Origin of the sequence: Tessaracoccus aquimaris, from assembly GCF_001997345.1 — a bacterium.
GTDB lineage: Bacteria > Actinomycetota > Actinomycetes > Propionibacteriales > Propionibacteriaceae > Arachnia > Arachnia aquimaris.
In genome coordinates, this window is record NZ_CP019606.1 from 3,091,671 (window position 1) to 3,113,626 (window position 21,956).

Sequence of the window (21,956 nt, forward strand, 5' to 3'; positions counted from 1 at the left end):
TGCGACAACTGTGACCGTCTGGTCGGCTTGCCCGGCGTGCACGTCATCGGAGTGGACCGGCGACCTGCCGGGCTGGTGGTCGAGGTCGAGTCCCCACCAGCGATGATGGGCTGCCCGACCTGCGGGGTGGTAGCCCGCAGCCATGACCGACGGACGGTCACCTTGGTCGACATCCCCTGCTTCGGAGCCCCGACACGCGTGCGTTGGCGCAAACGCACGTGGACGTGTCCCGAGCCGTCCTGTCCCGTAGGGGTGTTCACCGAGCAGGACGAACAGATCGCCAAGCCACGCGCGATGCTCACCACCCGGGCGTGTCGCTGGGCGACCGAGCAGGTCCGACGCGAGCACGCCAGCATCGCCGGGCTGGCTCGGCAGTTGGCCACCACGTGGCGGACTGTGTGGACCAGCATCGAGCCGATCCTGCAGCGTGCCGCCGCTGATGAGTCCCGGTTCGCCGGCGTGACCACGCTTGGGGTGGATGAGCACCTGTGGCACCACGTGAGCCCCCGCAAGCGTGGCCCCAAGGAGCTCACCGGCATGGTCGACCTCACTCGTGACAAGGACGGACGCGTCCATGCCCGGCTGCTCGATCTGGTGCCGGGACGTTCGGGCACCGTGTACAAGACGTGGCTCGACCAGCGCGGGAAGGGGTTCAAGGCCGGGGTCGAGGTCGCCACCCTGGACCCGTTCCGCGGCTACAAGAACGCCATCGACGACAAGCTCGCCGACGCCACCGCCGTCCTTGATGCGTTTCATGTGGTCGCTCTGGCCAGCCGGGCCGTCGATGAGGTCCGCCGCCGCGTGCAGCAGGAGATCCACGGCCACCGGGGTCGTTCCGGCGACCCGCTCTACGGGATCCGTAACATCCTGCGTTGCGCGGCCGAACGGCTCACAGACAAGCAACACGCCCGCCTCGCCGCGGCGATCGCCGCCGATGACCGCCACGACGCCGTCCACGTCGCCTGGCAGTGCGCCCAGAAGGTTCGAGCCGCCTACGCCCACCCCGACCCAGCCAAGGGCCGCCAGATTGCCGAGCAAGTCGTCGACGGGTTCCCCTCCTGCCCGATCCCCGAGATCGCCCGACTCGGCCGCACCCTCAGACAGTGGAAAGACGCCTTCCTGGCCTACTTCGACACCGGCCGCGCATCCAATGGCGGCACCGAGAGCATCAACGGGCTCATCGAGCTCCACCGACGCATCGCCAGAGGCTTCCGCAACCGCGAGAACTACCGACTACGCATGCTCCTCATCGGCGGCGGACTCAACCTCGACCCACCGCAGGTATGAAGAGCCCTTTAAGGGCTCTTCACAGATGAGAGTGGAGTTGGGGTCTGAAGCCGCCTGCCTCGAGGAGCGATCTGAGTCTGTAGTGGGCGAGGTTGCGGAACCCGAGGGCGATACCGCGGAGGTGCTCGAGCCGGCCGTTGATGGCCTCCGTGGGGCCGTTACTGGTGCCGGGATGGTCGAAGAACGCCAAGATGTCGTCGCGGCGTTTGTGGAGAGTCCGGCCGAGCTGAGCCAGCTCGATCAGGGCCTTCGGGACACCTGCCTTGAGCGAGTTGATCACTCTCGTCAGCGCCCTGCGACCAGCGGTGCGGTCCTTGTCGCGGTACGCGGCGATGATGCTTTGGTAGACGCTCCAGGTGACTTCAACCTCGGCGTGATCCTCACTCGCGAACAGCGTATCGAGGCGTGTGTTTTGCCTGGTGGTGAGCAGGTTCACACCGGTGTGGAGGAGCCTGCGGGCTTTGTAGAGAGGGTCATTGCGGAGGCCTCGGCCGCCGGTGAGTTCCCGCTGGACTCGCTGCCGGGTCCGGTTCAGCTTGTCACCTGCCAAGGCGACCACATGGAACGGGTCCATCACTGTGGTCGCGTCTGGCACAGCCTCAGCCGTAGCGCTCTTGTATCCGGTGAAGCCGTCCATCGCGACGATCTCCACGGCCGCCCTGAACCCAAGGCTCTGGGCGTTGAGCCAGGATTTGAAGACCTGCTTCGAGCGGCCCTCGATTAAGTCCAGCAACCGGGCCGGGCCGGTCTTGTCCCTTGCCGGGGTCAAGTCGATGACAACGGTGACGTACTTGTCACCGCTGTGGGTGTGGCGCCAGCAGTGTTCGTCGACCCCGACAACCTTGACCCCCTCGAGCCTGTCGGGGAGATCGATCAGGACCTGCTGGCCCAGCTCGGTGACCGCGTCGTGGACGGTGCCCCACGCCGTCTGCAGCACCGCCGCGACAGCGCTGATCGAGCAATGGTCCAGCACCACCTCCCGCAGCGCCCACCACACCGCTGACCTGGTCAGTTTCGACCGAGGCTGCGCCACTGTCTTGAGCCGGTGGCGCCACACCTTGCCGCAGCCGCGGCAGCGATACCTCGGCGCCTGAACCTGTAGCTTCGTGGAGGACCTACCAACCGGCACATGGGTGAACCAACGAGTGAAGGTGTCGTGCCAGCCGCCCGTCGCGCCGCAGGCCGGGCAGGTGCTATCGGGCAGCACCGGTGCACAGTACAAGATCGTCTTGTCGGGCCACACCTGCTGCGCCTTCACCTGCAGACCCAGGACGTCGATCCGGGCAAAGGTGTTCACATCGGGCGCAGTGATCTTGGGAGTGGCAGGAGTCGGTGAGGTAACGTCAGACATGAGCCTTGTTCGTTGTGAGGAGTGGACTAGACACTCACATCCTCCCAGCGGCAAGGCTCCCTACGTCTTCACGCCCACCAAGCCCGGTCCCACTCTCAAATGGGAAGAGCCGCTTTAAGCTCCGCTTCCAGTTGGGTGAACTGATCCAGTATTCTCACGATCTCCCGCTGCACCTCGAGCGGAGGCAAGGGGATTTCGAAGGTCAAGATGGCGGCTTTATCACCCCGCGGCATCTTTGCGCCTTTAGCATGCTTCATATCAAAGTGGAAGAATCGATCCGATGATAGTAAATAAAACAGGAAGTCCGGTTCAACTTGCCCACCAAAAGAGCTCTTTATACGGAGGCAGAGTACATCACCGCTACACCCGCCACTATTGTCAGCAAGCCATATCTTCTTAAGATATGGACGAATATTCCCGATTAGGATATCGCCAGGCTTGTACGAGGTCAGGCGATCCGTATTTGGTGAATACGCGGCCGGGACACGGCCGGCTTTGTTTGGCAGCAGGCTATCGACACCGACAAATGTGGTGGAATCCAGGATTGCAGCATCAACCCTTGAAGGAGAGTACTCTGCAACTTCGCCCAGCTGACGATGGGTGACCCCGCTTGGCGCCAATTCTGCGAGGAGATCGTCGATGCGACTCACTGCGCCCTCTCCAGGTCGGCGACGATCTCGTCGATCGAGGCCCGCAGTTCGGCCTGGCGGGCGACGATCCGAGAGATCTCCGCGTTCAAAGCGACGATGTCGACCTCCTCGCGGGTGTCCTCGGCCTCGACGTAGCTCGACACCGACAGGTTGTAGCCGTTCTGCCCGATCGCATCGTTGGCAACCAGTTGGGCAACGTGATCGACGTCCGCCCGGTGGGACTGTCAGCAAAACGGTGGATCTGGGACTGGCCTGACCGAAAGGAAGGGCTATGAGCCAGACCATCGAGATGATCGATCCTGTGACGGGAGAGATCATCGATCAGCAACAGATCGCCGAGCAGCTGCTTGCGCAGGCGAAGGAGCAGGGCGTCAGCCTCGTGGGGCCGGGAGGCCTGCTGGGCGGGCTGACGAAGACCGTGCTCGAGACCGCGCTCGAGGCGGAGATGACCGAGCATCTCGGCTATGAGAAGCACGCGTCATCGAACGGCGAGAACGCGCGCAACGGGACCCGGTCCAAGACCGTGCTCACCGAGGTCGGTGCCGTCGAGATCGACGTGCCGAGAGATCGTGACGGGTCGTTCCAGCCGAAGATCGTGCGCAAGCGGCAGCGGCGGTTGGACGGGATCGACGAGATTGTCCTGTCGCTGACCGCGCGCGGGCTGACGACTGGTGAGGTCGCGGCGCACTTCGACGACGTCTACGGGGCGAGTGTCAGCAAGGACACGATCTCGAAGATCACCGACAAGGTGATCGAGGAGATGACCGAGTGGCAGAACCGTCCACTGGACCGGGTCTACCCGGTGGTGTTCATCGACGCGATCGTGGTGAAGGTCCGGGACGGGCAGGTGCGCAACAAGCCGTTCTACGTCGCCGTCGGCGTCACCACGGCCGGGGAGCGCGACATCCTCGGGATCTGGGCCGGCGATGTCGGCGAGGGCGCGAAGTTCTGGCTGGGCGTGCTCACCGAGATCAAGAACCGCGGTGTCGAGGACGTGTGCATCGTGGTCTGCGACGGGCTGAAGGGCTTGCCGGAGTCGATCACCACGACGTGGGAGCTCGCGGTCGTGCAGACGTGCATTATCCACCTGATCCGCAACACGTTCCGCTTCGCGTCGCGCAAGTACTGGGACCAGATCGCCCGTGACCTGCGCCCTGTCTACACCGCGCCGACCGAAGCCGCCGCGAAGGCGAGGTTCGAGGAGTTCGCCGAGAAGTGGTGCACGATGTATCCCGCGATCCGCAAGCTCTGGGAGAACGCCTGGACGGAGTTCATCCCGTTCCTGGACTACGACGTCGAGATCCGCCGCATCATCTGCAGCACCAACGCGATCGAGTCCCTCAACGCCCGCTACCGCCGCGCGGTCAGGGCGCGTGGGCACTTCCCGAACGACGCCGCCGCGTTGAAGTGCCTCTACCTCGTGACTCGGTCGCTTGACCCCACCGGCAGGGGTCGGGCACGCTGGGTGACGAGGTGGAAGCCCGCACTCAACGCCTTCGCGATCACCTTCGAAGGCCGAATCAACTGAAATGCGCCAGACCAGATCCACCGTTAATCTGACACACCCTTTAGCGTTTCAGTTTCCTGCTGGCGCCCCATACTGTGTGCACACGCGGGTCCTGTTCTCCGCGGTGAGCGGCTCGTGTGAGCACGCCCTGTGGGATGTCTCGGAATGCTGTTGGGTTTCTGAGACGGCCGCGTACACCTGTCGTGGGGGTATGGACCGTCCGGTTTCGCGGTTTGTCAGGTCTCGGTGGTGTTGGTGTGGACTAGTTCGAAGTAGCGGATCAATTCGGCTGGTGGGCGGCCGCCGGTTTCGGCGATGCGGTTTTGTAGGGCGGTGTTGGGCAGGGTGGCCATGGCGCGAGCGGCCTAACCGGTGCGGACTTGGGAGCGGTTTCGTCGTTGGTGACGTCGCGGACCCAGTGAAGCGAGTTCTCGATTGCCCAGTGTCCTAGCACCCAAGCGGCGTGCTGTGCTGGCTCCGCCCTCGCTCCGCTGTGGGGTGGTCCTCGGCGCGGAAGCGGCCACCAGGAAAGCAGGTAGTGATGTCAGCGCATGGTTCATACTTCTGCCGTCGTCATGCTGAGCACCGCGGTTACCGCCGCATTGAGGGGCTTAGTGTCAAGCACCGATAGGCACGCCTGCCATCTCCCCGACGCAAGGGCTCTGGTGACCAACCGGACCATGAGGCGCTCGGTGGGGGCGGGTACTGAACCCTGCTGTAGCGCCAGCAATAGCTGGCTAAGTGCCTGCGCTTGCCGGTAGGGGTCGGTGATGGTGGCGGCGACCTTCGCGGCCCGGTCGGGGTCGGTGGGGGCGAGAGCCTTCGCCAGGGCGGTCAGCGCCCCCGCTTGCCGGTCGGGGTCGGTGATGGTGGCGGCGACCTCCTCGGCCCGGTCGGGGTCGGTGGGGGCGAGCGCCTCAACCAGGGCGGTCAGCGCCTCCGCTTGCCGGTCGGGATCGGTGATGGTGGCGGCGACCTCCTCGGCCCGGTCGGGGTCGGTGGGGGCGAGAGCCTCAACCAGGGCGGTCAGCGCCCCGCTTGCCGGTAGGAGTCGGTGATGGTGGCGGCAACCTCCTCGGCCCGGTCGGGGTCGGTGGGGGCGAGCGCCTCAACCAGGGCGGTCAGCGCCCCCGCTCGACGGTCGGGGCTGATGGTAGTGGCGGCGACCTCCTCGACCCGCTGGACCAGGCCCCGGGCCCGGTCGGGGTCGGTGGGGGCGAGAGCCTTCGCCAGGGCGGTCAGCGCCCCCGCTTGCCGGTAGGGGTCGGTGATGGTGGCGGCGACCTCCTCGGCCCGGTCGGGGTCGGTGGGGGCGAGCGCCTCAACCAGGGCGGTCAGCGCCTCCGCTTGCCGGTAGGGGTCGGTGATGGTGGCGGCGACCTCCTCGGCCCGGTCGGGGTCGGTGTGGGCGAGAGCCTTCGCCAGGGCGGTCAGCGCCTCCGCTTGCCGGTAGGTGCTGGTGATGGTGGCGGCGACCTCCTCGACCCGCTGGACCAGGCCCCGGGCCCGGTCGGGGTCGGTGGGGGCGAGAGCCTTCGCCAGGGCGGTCAGCGCCCCCGCTTGCCGGTAGGGGTCGGTGATGGTGGCGGCGACCTCCTCGACCCGCTGGACCAGGCCCCGGGCCCGGTCGGGGTCGGTGGGGGCGAGAGCCTTCGCCAGGGCGGCCAGCGCCTCCGCTTGCCGGTAGGGGCTGGTGATGGTGGCGGCGACCTTCGCGGCCCGGTCGGGGTCGGTGGGGGCGAGCGCCTCAACCAGGGCGGTCAGCGCCTCCGCTTGCCGGTCAGGGTCGGTGATGGTGGCGGCGACCTCCTCGGCCCGGTCGGGGTCGGTGGGGGCGAGAGCCTTCGCCAGGGCGGTCAGTGCCCCCGCTTGCCGGTAGGGGCTGGTGATGGTGCCGGCGACCTCCTCGGCCCGGTCGGGGTCGGTGGGGGCGAGCGCCTCAACCAGGGCGGTCAGTGCCCCCGCTTGCTCGTAGGGGCTGGTGATGGTGGCGGCAACCTCCTCGGCCCGGTCGGGGTCGGTGGGGGCGAGAGCCTTCGCCAGGGCGGTCAGCGCCTGCGCTTGCCGGTCGGGGTCGGTGATGGTGGCGGCAACCTCCTCGACCCGCTGGACCAGGCCCCGGGCCCGGTCGGGGTCGGTGGGGCGAGAGCCTTCGCCAGGGCGGCCAGCGCCTCCGCTTGCCGGTAGGGGCTGGTGATGGTGGCGGCGACCTCCTCGACCCGCTGGACCAGGCCCCGGGCCCGGTCGGGGTCGGTGGGGGTGAGAGCCTCAACCAGGGCGGTCAGCGCCCCCGCTTGCCGGTCGGGGCTGGTGCTGGTGGCGGCGACCGCCTCGGCCCGCTGGACCAGGCCCCGGGCCCGGTCGGGGTCGGTGGGGGCGAGAGCCTCAACCAGGGCGGCCAGCGCCTCCGCTTGCCGGTAGGGGTCGGTGATGGTGCCGGCGACCTCCTCGGCCCGGTCGGGGTCGGTGGGGGCGAGAGCCTTCGCCAGGGCGGCCAGCGCCTCCGCTTGCCGGTAGGGGTCGGTGATGGTGGCGGCAACCTCCTCGGCCCGGTCGGGGTCGGTGGGGGCGAGAGCCTTCGCCAGGGCGGTCAGCGCCTCCGCTTGCCGGTAGGGGCTGGTGATGGTGGCGGCGACCTTCTCGGCCCGGTTGGGGTCGGTGGGGCGAGCGCCTCAACCAGGGCGGTCAGTGCCTCCGCTTGCCGGTAGGGGTCGGTGATGGTGGCGGCGACCTCCTCGGCCCGGTCGGGGTCGGTGGGGGCGAGAGCCTTCGCCAGGGCGGTCAGCGCCCCGCTTGCCGGTAGGGGTCGGTGCTGGTGGCGGCGACCGCCTCGGCCCGCTGGACCAGGCCCCGGGCCCGGTCGGGGTCGGTGGGGGCGAGAGCCTTCGCCAGGGCGGTCAGCGCCCCCGCTTGCCGGTAGGAGTCGGTGCTGGTGGCGGCGACCTCCTCGGCCCGCTGGACCAGGCCCCGGGCCCGGTCGGGGTCGGTGGGGGCGAGAGCCTTCGCCAGGGCGGTCAGCGCCCCCGCTTGCCGGTAGGGGTCGGTGCTGGTGGCGGCGACCTCCTCGGCCCGCTGGACCAGGCCCCGGGCCCGGTCGGGGTCGGTGGGGGCGAGAGCCTTCGCCAGGGCGGCCAGCGCCCCCGCTTGCCCGTAGGAGTCGGTGATGGTGGCGGCGACCTCCTCGGCCCGGTCGGGGTCGGTGGGGGCGAGAGCCTTCGCCAGGGCGGCCAGCGCCTCCGCTTGCCGGTAGGGGTCGGTGATGGTGGCGGCGACCTTCTCGGCCCGGTCGGGGTCGGTGGGGGCGAGCGCCTCAACCAGGGCGGTCAGCGCCCCCGCTTGCCGGTCGGGGTCGGTGATGGTGGCGGCGACCTCCTCGGCCCGGTCGGGGTCGGTGGGGGCGAGCGCCTCAACCAGGGCGGTCAGCGCCCCCGCTTGCTCGTAGGAGTCGGTGATGGTGCCGGCGACCTCCTCGACCCGCTGGACCAGGCCCCGGGCCCGGTCGGGGTCGGTGGGGGCGAGAGCCTTCGCCAGGGCGGCCAGCGCCCCCGCTTGCCCGTAGGAGTCGGTGATGGTGGCGGTGACCTCCTCGGCCCGGTCGGGGTCGGTGGGGGCGAGAGCCTTCGCCAGGGCGGTCAGCGCCCCCGCTTGCCGGTAGGGGTCGGTGATGGTGGCGGCGACCTCCTCGGCCCGGTCGGGGTCGGTGGGGGCGAGCGCCTCAACCAGGGCGGTCAGCGCCCCCGCTTGCCGGTAGGGGCTGGTGATGGTGGCGGCGACCTCCTCGGCCCGGTCGGGGTCGGTGGGGGCGAGCGCCTCAACCAGGGCGGTCAGCGCCTCCGCTTGCCGGTAGGGGTCGGTGATGGTGGCGGCAACCTCCTCGGCCCGGTCGGGGTCGGTGGGGGCGAGAGCCTCAACCAGGGCGGCCAGCGCCTCCGCTTGCCGGTAGGTGCTGGTGATGGTGGCGGCGACCTCCTCGACCCGCTGGACCAGGCCCCGGGCCCGGTCGGGGTCGGTGGGGGCGAGAGCCTTCGCCAGGGCGGTCAGCGCCTGCGCTTGCCGGTAGGGGTCGGTGATGGTGGCGGCGACCTCCTCGGCCCGCTGGACCAGGCCCCGGGCCCGGTCGGGGTCGGTGGGGGCGAGAGCCTTCGCCAGGGCGGTCAGCGCCTCCGCTTGCCGGTAGGGGCTGGTGATGGTGGCGGCGACCTTCGCGGCCCGGTCGGGGTCGGTGGGGGCGAGAGCCTCAACCAGGGCGGCCAGCGCCTCCGCTTGCCGGTCGGGGTCGGTGATGGTGGCGGCGACATCGAGGGCATGGTCGGTCTGTTTGGTCACTGCCCATGCTCGGAAGATCTCGATCGGGAAGCGATTGTGCTGGGCGCTCATCGCGTCAAGGTAGACCGACAGGATCGTCAGCGTTGGCAGGTGGGGCTCGACCTGATGCGTGTGGCCCTGGGCCGCGACGTGTGCCTCGCGGTAGGCGGCGTAGTTGCTGCCCGTCACATGGAACAAGTATCGATGGCGTGCGAGATCGGTTGCCAGCGCTGTCATCCGGGGAAGGTTCCCTGTCTTGGACAGCAGCGCGAAGTACGGTTCACCGGCGAAGCCCGGCGTCGTCGTCCGTGCCCATCCCTGCGCCGCGAACGTGTCAACCCACTCGTGGAGGTACGCCCGCCAAGGAGCCAGGACCTCTTGCCTATGGTGTGCCCACCCACCTCCGACGTGCGCTCGTGGGTTGCGGGGATCGAGAATCTCGATGACTCGGTCATCGAGCGTGTCGTGGCCGAGCCGGAAACCATCCCCTCCAGGCAGCGTGACGCGGTGGAAGACGCGGGCCGCGTGATCGCCGAGGATGTCCTCGACCGTCGGTACTTCGATCAAGTCATTGGTGGCGCGAGACGCAAGTTCAGCCAGGTCAATTGCCGTGAGGGGAGCCTCGGCCGCCGCGACCAGGCAGGCCAGTGTCCGACCCAACCGGTCTGGTGGTCCCACTAGCCAGAGATTGTCCAGTTCCCTGAACGCCTGCTCTTGGCGAGCCACCGCGCCTGGGGATGCTTTCAGTTCGCGACTGTGCAGGGGTGTGGCGAGGGGGTGATCGTAAGGAACATCGAGCCTTGGCATGGTCCGTGACGCGACCACTACTTTCACCCCGACCGGCAGTGTTGGGGGGAGTGCCGCCGCGATCGACCCCTCCGTTCCCTTGTCCTCATCCAAGCCGTCCACCAACAACAGCAGACTCTGACCCTTTCGGCGGCAGTTGTCCCCGGCCTCGGAAAGCAGGTCCTGGAACTCACGCAGTCGCTCCGACGGGGAGTGGGCGCCGGCGCGGTGCACCATCGATCGACCCGCCCAGACAGCGATCTGGGGCATGATGCTGTCGAAGAAGTCCCTGCGGTCATTGGCCGTCGTATCCCGGCCCATTGTGAGGAACGCCGCGACGAACACCCCTGCGGGGGGACGCACGGCCAGATCGGCCATGAAGGACGTCTTGCCGGCCCACGGTTGGGCCGTCCACCACCACCAGCCGCTGTCAGGACTGGCCAGGAAATCCTCCATCAGGGCACGATCCACCTGGCGGGCCGGGTCCGAGATCGCGAGCGGCTCGACCTGCTCAGTCAGGTAGCTCTCGGCGAGCGGCAACGCAGCTACCTGCCAGACCTGCTCAGGTAGCCCCTCGACTTGCTCGGAGAGGCGTGCGTGATCCGCACCCTGTGCGGCCTGGTACCGCAGGAGGCGGACGGTCGCATTCCTCAAGAAGTCCGGGTTCTCCAGCGCCTCGTCTTGGAGCACGTGGAGTGACGCATCCACGATCCGATCGAACCAATCCTGCGCGTCCGGCCGCAGCTTCTGTCGCTCCGGGTCGGTGCGGGGGCAAGGGATCGCTTCACCTTCTCCAGATCCTCGATCACCTCGAGCGGGTCAAGCCCCAGGTGGGCGAGCGCCCGGGAGGCTGCCCGATCCGCATCCATCCAATCAATCGAACCGAGGTCAGGGGCATGCCTACCGAACTGGGCCAGTATCCGCTCCTCCACCCCAGACACACGCTTGGCGGGCCAATACTTTGCTGCCAAGCAGCCCGCCGCTCCGACCGTTCCCCCACGAGTGGCAATCCAGACCAGGACAGGATTTGGCCGGCCACCACACTCGCGACCTCAATCACCTTCACCACTGCCATGCCAGCCATTCTTCCCCACCATCCCGCCGGGCGGCGGTGAGCGAAGAGAATTGAGCAAGAAGAAGCACAGGCACGCCAACCACCTTCTACCTCCACTTCGCCTACAAGAGCGACCTGCCTTCGGCAGTGTCGCACCCGTGTCCACCGACTCGAAGACCGGACCTTCACCACTGTCTGTGGAGCTCAACCCAAGCGGTCGTTCTGCCCCGCCGAAAATCTAAGCGGGCATCGAGTGGCCAAGTGTCTGGCACCCCAGTGGCGCCCCTGGGCTTGACCGGAAATCGTGGACACGGCCCGCTTACGCGGCTTCATCCTTGATTGATGATTCAACTCGATTGGTGGTGAGTTGATACTCGTAGTCGACCCGTGTGGTGTAGCCAATCGCGGAATGTCGGCGTCGGCGGTTGTAGACGACTTCGATCCAGCGCGCCGCCTCGCGGCGGGCCTCTGCCAAGGTGGGCCGTTTTCCTGCGGTCGTAGAACTCGGTACTCACGGTGGCGAAAAACGACTCCGACACTACCAGGGGGTCAGATTTGGCTCGGCGTTGACAGTGGTCACGCCCGGTCAGAGGGCAGACAAGCTCGATCTACTAGGTGACGCCTCAGGCTCGAGGTTTTACGCTGACCCGGCCACCGACGAGGGAACGGGACGTCACAAGACGACGATCCCTGAGGAACGTCACGAGGGGCAGGTGACCTGGGTCGACCTTGATTGGGGTCCGACCGATACCTTCGAGTTGGCCATGGAGAATTGCCAGCAAATCAAGCAACTCAGAGTCCGAGTGGTTGATCGCCAGCGCCGGTATCACGGGAGCGAGATCGTTCCGATGCGTCAGACTCCGGCCGACAACCAAGAGCGTAGTGCTGTCAACACTCTCATTGCGCTCCTCTAGGTATGTCAGCAATCTCTCAGCACTGGACGGTGGGATCGTCTCCCTGGTCTTGGCCGCGCTCAAGAGGATCTCCATGAGGTCGCGCCGGTTGGAACTGCTAATGGCGTCAAAGTCCTCGTCGTCTAGGACCTCGGGGTCGAGATAGTCGGTAATGTCCGCTGAAACCTCGATTAGTTCTTGAAGCTCGATCGATTGGCCCTTGAGCCGCGCGTAGACATCCTGGCGATCAGGAATGAGGCCCTCCGCAACCATGGCGGGCAGCAATCCATCCAAGGCGGAGGGAATAACGCCAAGATCGAGTGCTGTGCCTGAGCGAGCGAGGAGACCAAACTTCCTGGTCGGGTCCACGCCCTCAAGTTGCAGGAGGGCGATAAGGAGGTCGGCTGGCACGGTGACCCCGCTTGTTGGCAACGGCACCGCATGGGGCTCAATGGTGGCAAGCAGCCCTTCCCACGCCTGCAACTCCCCGAACTGGCGGAAGTACGCCGCTAGGCCTGGCCAACTGACCGATACCCGTCCATGATGGAGTGCGGCCTGCCACCACATCGTTTCCAAGTCGCTGAGCTCGAGCCCGATGCTTGTGGGGAGTCGTGAGACCAGCAGGTCGAGGTCATCGCCGCTGGGTTCGGCCGACGCCAGGGTCGAGATGTCGTTCATGATGCTAGCCACCGCAGCGTCGGCCGAAATGCTGTAGCACCCGGTGCACAAGCGAAGCTCACCTACATACTGCGCGATGTTCTCGTAGATGAAAGCTCGCTGAGCAGTCGTCACTCGATCTAGCGCCAGCGAATTGTCCCCCTCTAGTCCGGTGAGGTACCTCAGGTTGGTCGCATTGACGGTGTACATGTTGCGCTTGACTAGCTCACCGGCAAGGGACGCTGGCTGCCTGGTTACGTCCGAATCGATGTAACCAAGGGTGTCCAGCACACTCGTGGTCCGCGCCAACTCGGCCGAGTCAGCCGTCGCCCAGAGTCCCATCAACGGGAGATGTTTGGAGGCTCTTCACAGATGAGAGTGGAGTTGGGGTCTGAAGCCGCCTGCCTCGAGGAGCGATCTGAGTCTGTAGTGGGCGAGGTTGCGGAACCCGAGGGCGATACCGCGGAGGTGCTCGAGCCGGCCGTTGATGGCCTCCGTGGGGCCGTTACTGGTGCCGGGATGGTCGAAGAACGCCAAGATGTCGTCGCGGCGTTTGTGGAGAGTCCGGCCGAGCTGAGCCAGCTCGATCAGGGCCTTCGGGACACCTGCCTTGAGCGAGTTGATCACTCTCGTCAGCGCCCTGCGACCAGCGGTGCGGTCCTTGTCGCGGTACGCGGCGATGATGCTTTGGTAGACGCTCCAGGTGACTTCAACCTCGGCGTGATCCTCACTCGCGAACAGCGTATCGAGGCGTGTGTTTTGCCTGGTGGTGAGCAGGTTCACACCGGTGTGGAGGAGCCTGCGGGCTTTGTAGAGAGGGTCATTGCGGAGGCCTCGGCCGCCGGTGAGTTCCCGCTGGACTCGCTGCCGGGTCCGGTTCAGCTTGTCACCTGCCAAGGCGACCACATGGAACGGGTCCATCACTGTGGTCGCGTCTGGCACAGCCTCAGCCGTAGCGCTCTTGTATCCGGTGAAGCCGTCCATCGCGACGATCTCCACGGCCGCCCTGAACCCAAGGCTCTGGGCGTTGAGCCAGGATTTGAAGACCTGCTTCGAGCGGCCCTCGATTAAGTCCAGCAACCGGGCCGGGCCGGTCTTGTCCCTTGCCGGGGTCAAGTCGATGACAACGGTGACGTACTTGTCACCGCTGTGGGTGTGGCGCCAGCAGTGTTCGTCGACCCCGACAACCTTGACCCCCTCGAGCCTGTCGGGGAGATCGATCAGGACCTGCTGGCCCAGCTCGGTGACCGCGTCGTGGACGGTGCCCCACGCCGTCTGCAGCACCGCCGCGACAGCGCTGATCGAGCAATGGTCCAGCACCACCTCCCGCAGCGCCCACCACACCGCTGACCTGGTCAGTTTCGACCGAGGCTGCGCCACTGTCTTGAGCCGGTGGCGCCACACCTTGCCGCAGCCGCGGCAGCGATACCTCGGCGCCTGAACCTGTAGCTTCGTGGAGGACCTACCAACCGGCACATGGGTGAACCAACGAGTGAAGGTGTCGTGCCAGCCGCCCGTCGCGCCGCAGGCCGGGCAGGTGCTATCGGGCAGCACCGGTGCACAGTACAAGATCGTCTTGTCGGGCCACACCTGCTGCGCCTTCACCTGCAGACCCAGGACGTCGATCCGGGCAAAGGTGTTCACATCGGGCGCAGTGATCTTGGGAGTGGCAGGAGTCGGTGAGGTAACGTCAGACATGAGCCTTGTTCGTTGTGAGGAGTGGACTAGACACTCACATCCTCCCAGCGGCAAGGCTCCCTACGTCTTCACGCCCACCAAGCCCGGTCCCACTCTCAAATGGGAAGAGCCTGTTTGGAGAGGGCGTTCGTAACCGCCTCATTGGAGTCGTAGACACGATCGGGTGACGCACCGACCAGAGTCGCTTCAAGCACTGCTGTGACCTTCTCTGGATCCATTGCTTCATCAGCGACCTCTACGAAAGCCGAGGTCAGATTCGGGGCCGCAAGCTTGGCGAACCGAGGAATGTGCGCGCCCTTCGATCGGTACAGCCGTCGAAAGCGACGGGCAAGCTCACTCGGTGCACACGAAGTCAGCATGAAAGGGGAGTCGGAGTCACTGGCTGGCAAGGCAACGAGGTGGTCGTAGACCTGAACGTTCAAACACCGCTCGTCGGCAAGGAACTCTGGCCCTGCGGCCTTGAGCATCCTTCTCACCGCATCATCGTTGTCGAACTCGTACTCGAAGAGCGGCTGTCCCTTGGGATCCTCGACGACCAGAATCAGGTAGTTCAGCGCCTTCGCTGTCAACTCACCTGGATCCGTACGAACAGCGTAAATCGTGAAGAGGGAGTCAATGTATCCACGGGCGATCAGCGCGGCAGTGAACTTGTCGATACCCATCTCCGAAAGGTCACTCAGGGTGAACCCCTCAATTGTCTCGTCCGTTGCAGCCAGGTACAGGGATCTAGGGGGGCGCATCATGTCCTGCCAAGTCGCACGCGAGACCCAAGTCTTCCACTCGTTCAGGTTCTCAAGATCCCGAGTCTTGGCCTCGTTACGGGCCTCATCCCACGCGATCGCCCCGCCGGCTTCGCCCGCCATGATCGCCAAGTCATCAGGTCGGAGGTCGACGGTCAGGCGTGGTGCACCGATACGGACTCCAGCCTCCACTGCTCCCTTCCAGAATGCAACGTCGTCTGGAGCGCTGGGATCAAAGGCCCTTTGGCCGGAACGCTCGGTGGCCTGACCATTCAGCCGGTCCACCATCACACTCAGGGCCGCGCCCAGCCGCGCGCGGGCACCCTGGCCAGGAAGGGAACTGACACTCCTGACCCGGCTCTCAGCCTCGCTGAGTACTTCGAGTGCGGTTACCTTCAGATCATCGAAAGATTGCTGGAACCGGTTCAGCGGGCTTGATCCCGCAAGGATCCCATCGTAGTCGGACGGTCGCAAGGTCTTGTATGCCGCCATCGCGAACAGCCTCGAGCGGTCGAGCTCCTTGAGACCGGTTTCCCCTCGGACCACCCGCTCCAAGACCCGATACTCATTGACGATGCTCAGGATGAGCCTGTAGTCGGTGACAAACCGGGCCACAACTCTCAGAACTCCCTCTGCGGGTTTCTCCGGATCGTTTTGAAGCAGTTCACCGAACTGGCTGTGTGAGGTGCGGGGAGACACGAAGGGGACCATCGGCACGACGAGATCAAAGAGCTTGATTCTGCGAGCAGCTTCGGAATCAGCATCCCCCAGTGCCCCTCCGGCTCGATCGCCTTGGCGCTGGCCTCGGCGTCGGCCGGCTGAGCTCCTCCTCCCGTGCCGAAAACGCTGTCACGCACAGCGCACAGGAATCGGATGGGTTGCTGACTCTTCCTCTTGAGTTGTCCCGCATTGTTCAGGAGAGTGTTCAGTTCCCGCAGCATCTCGAAGATCTGCGGGTCCTTGAAGCGATCGAGGTCCTCGAAGATCACTAGACGGCAACCGGAGCTGTCAAAGAAGTACACGATCTCGTCAAGGTACTCGTCGAACCAGCTGCTGTTGTTTGTGAGGGTCAGGCTGCCAGGGCCATTGCCCGCCCTGAGCTCACTCCACGACAACCGGCTGCTCAGCCTCGTGCGATAGACCCCCCAGAGCAACGTTGCACCAAGTGCCCCAAGGGCAATCCTCCAGCCTGTCTGTACGGTGCCCCCGAACGAAATGGCCGCCATGACGGCAGCACCGACGAGGGCTGCGACAACGGACTGCCGGATCAAACGCCAGCGCTTCAGATGAGAGAGCCGGCGGTAGCGGGACAGAGGCATGTCCCCAGGAGATCTTGAGTACAGAAGTTGCTTGACGATCTCTTTCTGGATCAGGTTGTTCGTGTTCCCTTGACCCGAGTTCGTTAATGCGTCGGGGCGATCGCCCACGCGCTTCGGGTCCAGAGTCCCCAAGGAGATAACCGGCTCTTCGGACTTGAGCGTGGGGTCAGAGGCGTAGACCGCCGCCGATGAGGAGCATTCTGAGGCGGTAGTTGTCGGGGTTACGGAACCCTCTGGCGACGCGGCGGGCGAGTTCGATCAAGCCATTGATCGCTTCGGTGCCGCCGTTGTTGGCGCCGCCGGTGGTGAAGTAGCCCAGGAACGCGTCTCTCCATCGGTTGAGGGTGCGGCCCAGGCGGGCGATCTCCGGGATCGGACACGTCGGGAACGAGGCGAGGACCTTCTCCGCTACCCGACGCCCGTCAGCAGGACTCGACTGGTGATAGACCGAACGCAGGTGCTGGGCGCAGTGCCAGGCGACCTCGACTTCGACGTGACGGTCCTCGACGGTGAACGCCGCCTCGAGCCGGGTCTTCTGCCGGTCGGTGAGATGCTCCTTCCCGGCACGCAGGACGTTGCGGATCCGATACAGCGGATCATCTCTGCGGCCGCGGTGGCCGTGGATGTCTTGCTGGACCCGGCGGCGGACCTCATCAACGGCAGCCGTGGCGAGCTTGACGACGTGGAACGCGTCGAGCACCGCGACGGCGTCCTCCAACTGGTCGTCGATCGCATTCTTGTAACCGTGGAACGGGTCCAGCGTGGCGATCTCAACACCCTTGCGGAACACGTCGCCGCGGTCACGCAGCCACGACGTGTAGATCTCGCCGGAGCGGCCCGGGACCAGATCCAGGAGCCGGGCTCGGACTCGTCCGTCCTTGTCACGTGTCAGATCGACCATGCCGGTGAACTCCTTCGGGCCGCGGCCGCCGAGCTCGACGGGCTTGGTGGAGACGTGATGCCAGATGTGTTCGTCGACGCCCAGCGAGGTGACACCGGCGAACCGGGTCTCGTCGTCGGCGGCAGTCTCAAGGACCGGCTTGACGGCCCGCCACAGCGTCTTCCAGGTGCAGCCGAGCTGCCGAGCCAGACCCTGAACAGAGGCGTTCTCCCGCCGCATCTGCCCGATCGCCCACGACGTCGCGCGTCTGGTGAGCAGCGCTCTGGGTCGCGCCACGTCGGGGTCTTGTTCCATGAACGAGGTCACCGGACACGACGGTTCGGGACACAGCCAGCGTCGTTTCCGCCACCACAACCTCACCGGCGCCGTGAAACACGGCGCGTCGATCAACTCGACCCGCTGCCGGCCATGCGCATGCGCGATCACCCCGCAGGCGGGGCAACCCATCACCTGGTCGGCGCTGGACTCGACCTCAATCCTGAGCCCCGCCTCGTCGCGGGCGACGCCAACCACATGCAGCCCCGGCAACCCGACCAGAAGATCACAGCGCTGGCAGTAGCCGCCCGCGGCACGGCAGCAGGAAGTAGGATCGGGCATCGTCGAGGTCCTTGAAGATCAGGTGGTGTGGTAACCCCGATTCTTGAGGGCCTCGACCCCCTTCACCCCGCCGACACGCCCGCCATCCGATCCCCGCTCACCCCACGCTCAGGTCCGAAGAGCCAGATAACCGTCGGTTTCATGGTCTGGACGTGGCCCTCCTTGAGGAGCCCGTCGATGACGCTGCTCTTCCCCGTACCAAACTGGCCCGTGAGTGCAATGAGCCTGAGCGCCCCAGACTTGTCGGCCTCTAGCGACCGGGTCAGCGCACTTGTATAGAGCCCGTGCTGAGCCTCCCGATACCTCGGGGTCAAGTCCATGATCTGAAGAGTGGTGGTGAGGTCCAAGGTCATTGCATCTCCGTGACAAACGTCTCGAGCGGACAACGTCCATCCCGCAGGGCCCCCTCTCGAACGCCCACCCTCACCATAAGGGAGCCCACTGACAGAGCTTCCGGTCTGCGCCGACATCGCCCTCCATTCCTGTGCGCCAATAACTACCGTCCGATCCGCATACCCCCTACCTATGAAGTGCCACACACCTCTTGCATTGTCGGAACGGGGACTGTCAGCAAAACGGTGGATCTGGGACTGGCCTGACCGAAAGGAAGGGCTATGAGCCAGACCATCGAGATGATCGATCCTGTGACGGGAGAGATCATCGATCAGCAACAGATCGCCGAGCAGCTGCTTGCGCAGGCGAAGGAGCAGGGCGTCAGCCTCGTGGGGCCGGGAGGCCTGCTGGGCGGGCTGACGAAGACCGTGCTCGAGACCGCGCTCGAGGCGGAGATGACCGAGCATCTCGGCTATGAGAAGCACGCGTCATCGAACGGCGAGAACGCGCGCAACGGGACCCGGTCCAAGACCGTGCTCACCGAGGTCGGTGCCGTCGAGATCGACGTGCCGAGAGATCGTGACGGGTCGTTCCAGCCGAAGATCGTGCGCAAGCGGCAGCGGCGGTTGGACGGGATCGACGAGATTGTCCTGTCGCTGACCGCGCGCGGGCTGACGACTGGTGAGGTCGCGGCGCACTTCGACGACGTCTACGGGGCGAGTGTCAGCAAGGACACGATCTCGAAGATCACCGACAAGGTGATCGAGGAGATGACCGAGTGGCAGAACCGTCCACTGGACCGGGTCTACCCGGTGGTGTTCATCGACGCGATCGTGGTGAAGGTCCGGGACGGGCAGGTGCGCAACAAGCCGTTCTACGTCGCCGTCGGCGTCACCACGGCCGGGGAGCGCGACATCCTCGGGATCTGGGCCGGCGATGTCGGCGAGGGCGCGAAGTTCTGGCTGGGCGTGCTCACCGAGATCAAGAACCGCGGTGTCGAGGACGTGTGCATCGTGGTCTGCGACGGGCTGAAGGGCTTGCCGGAGTCGATCACCACGACGTGGGAGCTCGCGGTCGTGCAGACGTGCATTATCCACCTGATCCGCAACACGTTCCGCTTCGCGTCGCGCAAGTACTGGGACCAGATCGCCCGTGACCTGCGCCCTGTCTACACCGCGCCGACCGAAGCCGCCGCGAAGGCGAGGTTCGAGGAGTTCGCCGAGAAGTGGTGCACGATGTATCCCGCGATCCGCAAGCTCTGGGAGAACGCCTGGACGGAGTTCATCCCGTTCCTGGACTACGACGTCGAGATCCGCCGCATCATCTGCAGCACCAACGCGATCGAGTCCCTCAACGCCCGCTACCGCCGCGCGGTCAGGGCGCGTGGGCACTTCCCGAACGACGCCGCCGCGTTGAAGTGCCTCTACCTCGTGACTCGGTCGCTTGACCCCACCGGCAGGGGTCGGGCACGCTGGGTGACGAGGTGGAAGCCCGCACTCAACGCCTTCGCGATCACCTTCGAAGGCCGAATCAACTGAAATGCGCCAGACCAGATCCACCGTTAATCTGACACACCCCATCTGGGGGTGCTCCACAACTACCTCGCGTTGGCGCTCTGACGGCACCCCCAGTTCATGCAGGAGATTCAGGATCACTATCGCGGTCGTCACCTCGGTGAGCGCGTGCAGTTCCTCAACAGAGTGCTTGGGCGTCTGGCCCTCGTGCGCGAACGAGTTTCGAGCCCTTGTGGTCCGACCTGCCCAATTTTCTACGTCTGGCAAGAGCCTGTTGACTGCTTCCTGATCAATTCGGCTGGCCAGCGCCATCAGCCTGTCACGAAGAGTGGGTTCGTTTCGAAGTGCCGACTTGATCGCGGTGTGGTACTCGTCGGGCGCATGGTCTAGCAGCTTGTCGCGCACCCTCCGGAACTCATCCTCGGGAAAGGGCCTGCCTCCGAGGCCCAGGCTGCGGTGCAGCACCTCTGCCGCCCCGACCGCAGCCATGAGGTTGCTCTCCACATACTTCGCGGGTGCATAACGCAGCCCTAGGACCATATTCGTCGCCGCCCGAACGCGCGCGTGGACGTGACACCACCGCGGCACTACGTCCTCGAATGGAAGGCTGGCACAGGTGAAGAGCGCACTGTGTTGGTCCAAGGCACGGGCATCACTCCTAGCACGAACGGTCCCTCGATAGATGAGGTCTGCCGGCTGGCGCGACCGGGTGAGACCCTGGGTGGAGATGCCGTCTTCAGCTCGCCGCAACTGAACCCAGAGCAACCCCGAAGCTCTGTGGGTTGCGAGCGAGACCAAGTCCTGGATCTGGCTCACCACCTCCAAAGCTTTCTCTAGGGAGAAGGGCGACGCCGGCGTGACTCGAACGGACACAACATCCCAGAAGCCGCCAGCTTGCCTGCCCCTACTCCGCTCTAGGAACTTTGTCCCGAACGTGTGCCCCAAACGAAACTCTGTACCCTCAACTACCACCGCAGGAACCTCGACCGGCCCGGCCGAGACGCACCCAAGACTCTCGTCCTGCCTCCACGACATTTCAATTGCGCTTGATGCGCTCCACAGACCGAGGTCCTCCACCGAAAACTCGACGGACGAGAACACTTCTTCATCCCTGCCAGTGAGGTGGGCACCCATCACAGCGAAAACTGGTCTTGCGGTTTGGATGTCGGGGCTCTGGACTGGCCCGCCGAATGACCTCTTCGTTCCCATCGGAAGAACGTCAAGAAGGGTTACCTCACGACGCTCAGCAGCACCATGGATCACAGGCCAGGCTTCCACAAACTGGTCGTACGCAGTGAGACCGTTCGAGAGTTGCGACGTATTACGCTCTGGGAGGGAGCCGATCAAAGCCAGCGAAAGGCCAACATCTGGATCGTAACGAAGCGTGCCCGGGACTTTATCCTCAGGCTCGTCCGCCAACCACCAAAGACCTGACGTCTCGAAGGGTTCGTCGAGCTTCGTGAACATGGGCTCCTCACTAGCCTTCAGGCGGGTGCCAAATGCATCATGAGTCCCCAGCCGTGAGGCGTTGGAAGAACTGCTGGGCACGACGTCTCTCGACCTGGGGATCGGTCGTCTGAATGAACTCCGTGGCGTTGAACCCGTCCCCTCGCCTTCGGTTCTGAGGTGGCTCCAGCCCTTCGATCAACAAGGCTTCCATCGTGGCGACTAACATCTCGACGGCGAAGTTTCCCGTCGGCACGAAACCTAGACTTCCGTCGTCGGCAACAGCGCGCACCCCGAACCACGAGAATCGATCCCATCGGCCAGTGAGTCGGTCGCGAGTGTGGTCCCATAGGCGAGGACCCAGCCGCGGTTCGGTCGAGCGACCAACGTAGATGACTCTGTCTCCGGCATACAGGATGTAAACGCCCACCTGCTCCGCGAAGTTGATGGGTTGGGCGGCCTTAAGTTGGGCGCCGAGCAGAGCCTGTCCCCGTTGATCCCAGTCAACCTCGTCACGACGCCAAAACATGCCGAAGGCGTTGAGGAACCCGGTCTCTTCCACGTCGCCCCCAGAAGATGCTGTGGGCGGTGCTTCAGCACCCGTCGCTGGCTTTCCAGAATCGGGACGCATGGTCTGGGGCGGAAGCTCCGAGACCAGGGTGTAGACCCCTCGATCAACGCGCGCCAGTTCGCTCTGCATGTACATCGAGATCGTCGCCGCAACCGTCGCGGCGGGAGTAGCGCCTCCTTGCTGCCGTAGTCCGTTGTCAAGGATGCGCTGAGCGATCTCTGAGTAATGGAGGGGCTCCTTCGCATCCGCAAGCACCTTGATGATTGCGCGACGCCAAGGCATGTCTCTCATGAAGACGACTCTAGACGACTACAACAGCCGAAATGCTGCCTCTGGAAAGGGGTCAG

The 21,956-nt window shown here is 65.3% G+C and carries 15 protein-coding genes and 1 pseudogene; 4 read left to right on the plus strand and 12 right to left on the minus strand.

Annotated features, from left to right (window positions below; genetic code table 11):
• Positions 1-105 precede the first annotated feature (105 nt).
• Positions 106-1,287, plus strand: coding sequence for an ISL3 family transposase (locus tag BW730_RS14125; RefSeq protein ID WP_237268055.1), 1,182 nt, complete (start codon positions 106-108; stop codon positions 1,285-1,287).
• Positions 1,288-1,306: 19 nt separating this feature from the next.
• Here the strand turns inward: BW730_RS14125 and BW730_RS14130 are convergent, their stop codons facing one another.
• The 3 genes from BW730_RS14130 to BW730_RS18245 form a co-directional block, all read right to left on the minus strand.
• Entirely contained in the window at positions 1,307-2,638 is a 1,332-nt protein-coding gene (locus tag BW730_RS14130; protein ID WP_077684545.1) for an ISL3 family transposase, read from the minus strand.
• Between the two features lie 95 nt (positions 2,639-2,733).
• A complete protein-coding gene (locus tag BW730_RS18240) occupies positions 2,734-3,288 on the minus strand; it encodes a restriction endonuclease subunit S (RefSeq protein WP_226996832.1) in 555 nt (184 codons plus the stop codon).
• Entirely contained in the window at positions 3,285-3,431 is a 147-nt protein-coding gene (locus BW730_RS18245; protein ID WP_226996833.1) for a hypothetical protein, read from the minus strand. Before BW730_RS18245 ends, BW730_RS18240 begins: the two co-directional genes overlap by 4 nt.
• 146 nt (positions 3,432-3,577) lie before the next feature.
• Here BW730_RS18245 and BW730_RS14140 point away from each other — a divergent pair, with 146 nt between their 5' ends.
• A complete protein-coding gene (locus BW730_RS14140; protein WP_418082052.1) occupies positions 3,578-4,816 on the plus strand; it encodes an IS256 family transposase in 1,239 nt (412 codons plus the stop codon).
• Between the two features lie 2,760 nt (positions 4,817-7,576).
• Here the strand turns inward: BW730_RS14140 and BW730_RS18255 are convergent.
• Positions 7,577-9,289, minus strand: a complete 1,713-nt coding sequence (locus BW730_RS18255) for a hypothetical protein (RefSeq protein ID WP_145952886.1) — start codon at positions 9,287-9,289, stop codon at positions 7,577-7,579.
• Between the two features lie 219 nt (positions 9,290-9,508).
• Here BW730_RS18255 and BW730_RS18260 point away from each other — a divergent pair, with 219 nt between their 5' ends.
• Entirely contained in the window at positions 9,509-9,781 is a 273-nt protein-coding gene (locus BW730_RS18260) for a hypothetical protein (protein ID WP_145952887.1), read from the plus strand.
• A 1,782-nt stretch (positions 9,782-11,563) separates the two neighbouring features.
• Here the strand turns inward: BW730_RS18260 and BW730_RS14160 are convergent.
• From BW730_RS14160 to BW730_RS14185, 6 genes are all read right to left on the minus strand, one after another.
• Positions 11,564-12,781: a hypothetical protein gene (locus BW730_RS14160; RefSeq protein WP_145952889.1), complete on the minus strand. Its 1,218-nt coding sequence runs from the start codon at positions 12,779-12,781 to the stop codon at positions 11,564-11,566.
• Between the two features lie 75 nt (positions 12,782-12,856).
• A complete protein-coding gene (locus BW730_RS14165) occupies positions 12,857-14,188 on the minus strand; it encodes an ISL3 family transposase (RefSeq protein WP_077684545.1) in 1,332 nt (443 codons plus the stop codon).
• Between the two features lie 95 nt (positions 14,189-14,283).
• A complete protein-coding gene (locus BW730_RS14170; protein ID WP_145952890.1) occupies positions 14,284-15,627 on the minus strand; it encodes a YobI family P-loop NTPase in 1,344 nt (447 codons plus the stop codon).
• The gene (locus BW730_RS14175) at positions 15,549-16,355 is read right to left on the minus strand and encodes a YobI family P-loop NTPase (RefSeq protein WP_145952891.1); all 807 of its coding nucleotides are present in this window, start codon (positions 16,353-16,355) and stop codon (positions 15,549-15,551) included. Before BW730_RS14175 ends, BW730_RS14170 begins: the two co-directional genes overlap by 79 nt.
• Before the next feature lie 58 nt (positions 16,356-16,413).
• Positions 16,414-17,745, minus strand: coding sequence for an ISL3 family transposase (locus BW730_RS14180; RefSeq protein ID WP_145952758.1), 1,332 nt, complete (start codon positions 17,743-17,745; stop codon positions 16,414-16,416).
• Between the two features lie 62 nt (positions 17,746-17,807).
• A complete protein-coding gene (locus BW730_RS14185) occupies positions 17,808-18,098 on the minus strand; it encodes a YobI family P-loop NTPase (protein WP_077686831.1) in 291 nt (96 codons plus the stop codon).
• 279 nt (positions 18,099-18,377) lie between these two features.
• Here BW730_RS14185 and BW730_RS14190 point away from each other — a divergent pair, with 279 nt between their 5' ends.
• Complete coding sequence (locus BW730_RS14190; protein ID WP_418082052.1) at positions 18,378-19,616, plus strand: IS256 family transposase; 1,239 nt, start codon at positions 18,378-18,380, stop codon at positions 19,614-19,616.
• A gap of 135 nt (positions 19,617-19,751) precedes the next feature.
• Here the strand turns inward: BW730_RS14190 and BW730_RS20390 are convergent.
• Positions 19,752-21,059: pseudogene (locus BW730_RS20390) on the minus strand (ApeA N-terminal domain 1-containing protein); the annotation flags it as partial.
• A gap of 37 nt (positions 21,060-21,096) precedes the next feature.
• The gene (locus BW730_RS14200; RefSeq protein ID WP_237268056.1) at positions 21,097-21,864 is read right to left on the minus strand and encodes a GIY-YIG nuclease family protein; all 768 of its coding nucleotides are present in this window, start codon (positions 21,862-21,864) and stop codon (positions 21,097-21,099) included.
• Positions 21,865-21,956: the final 92 nt, after the last annotated feature.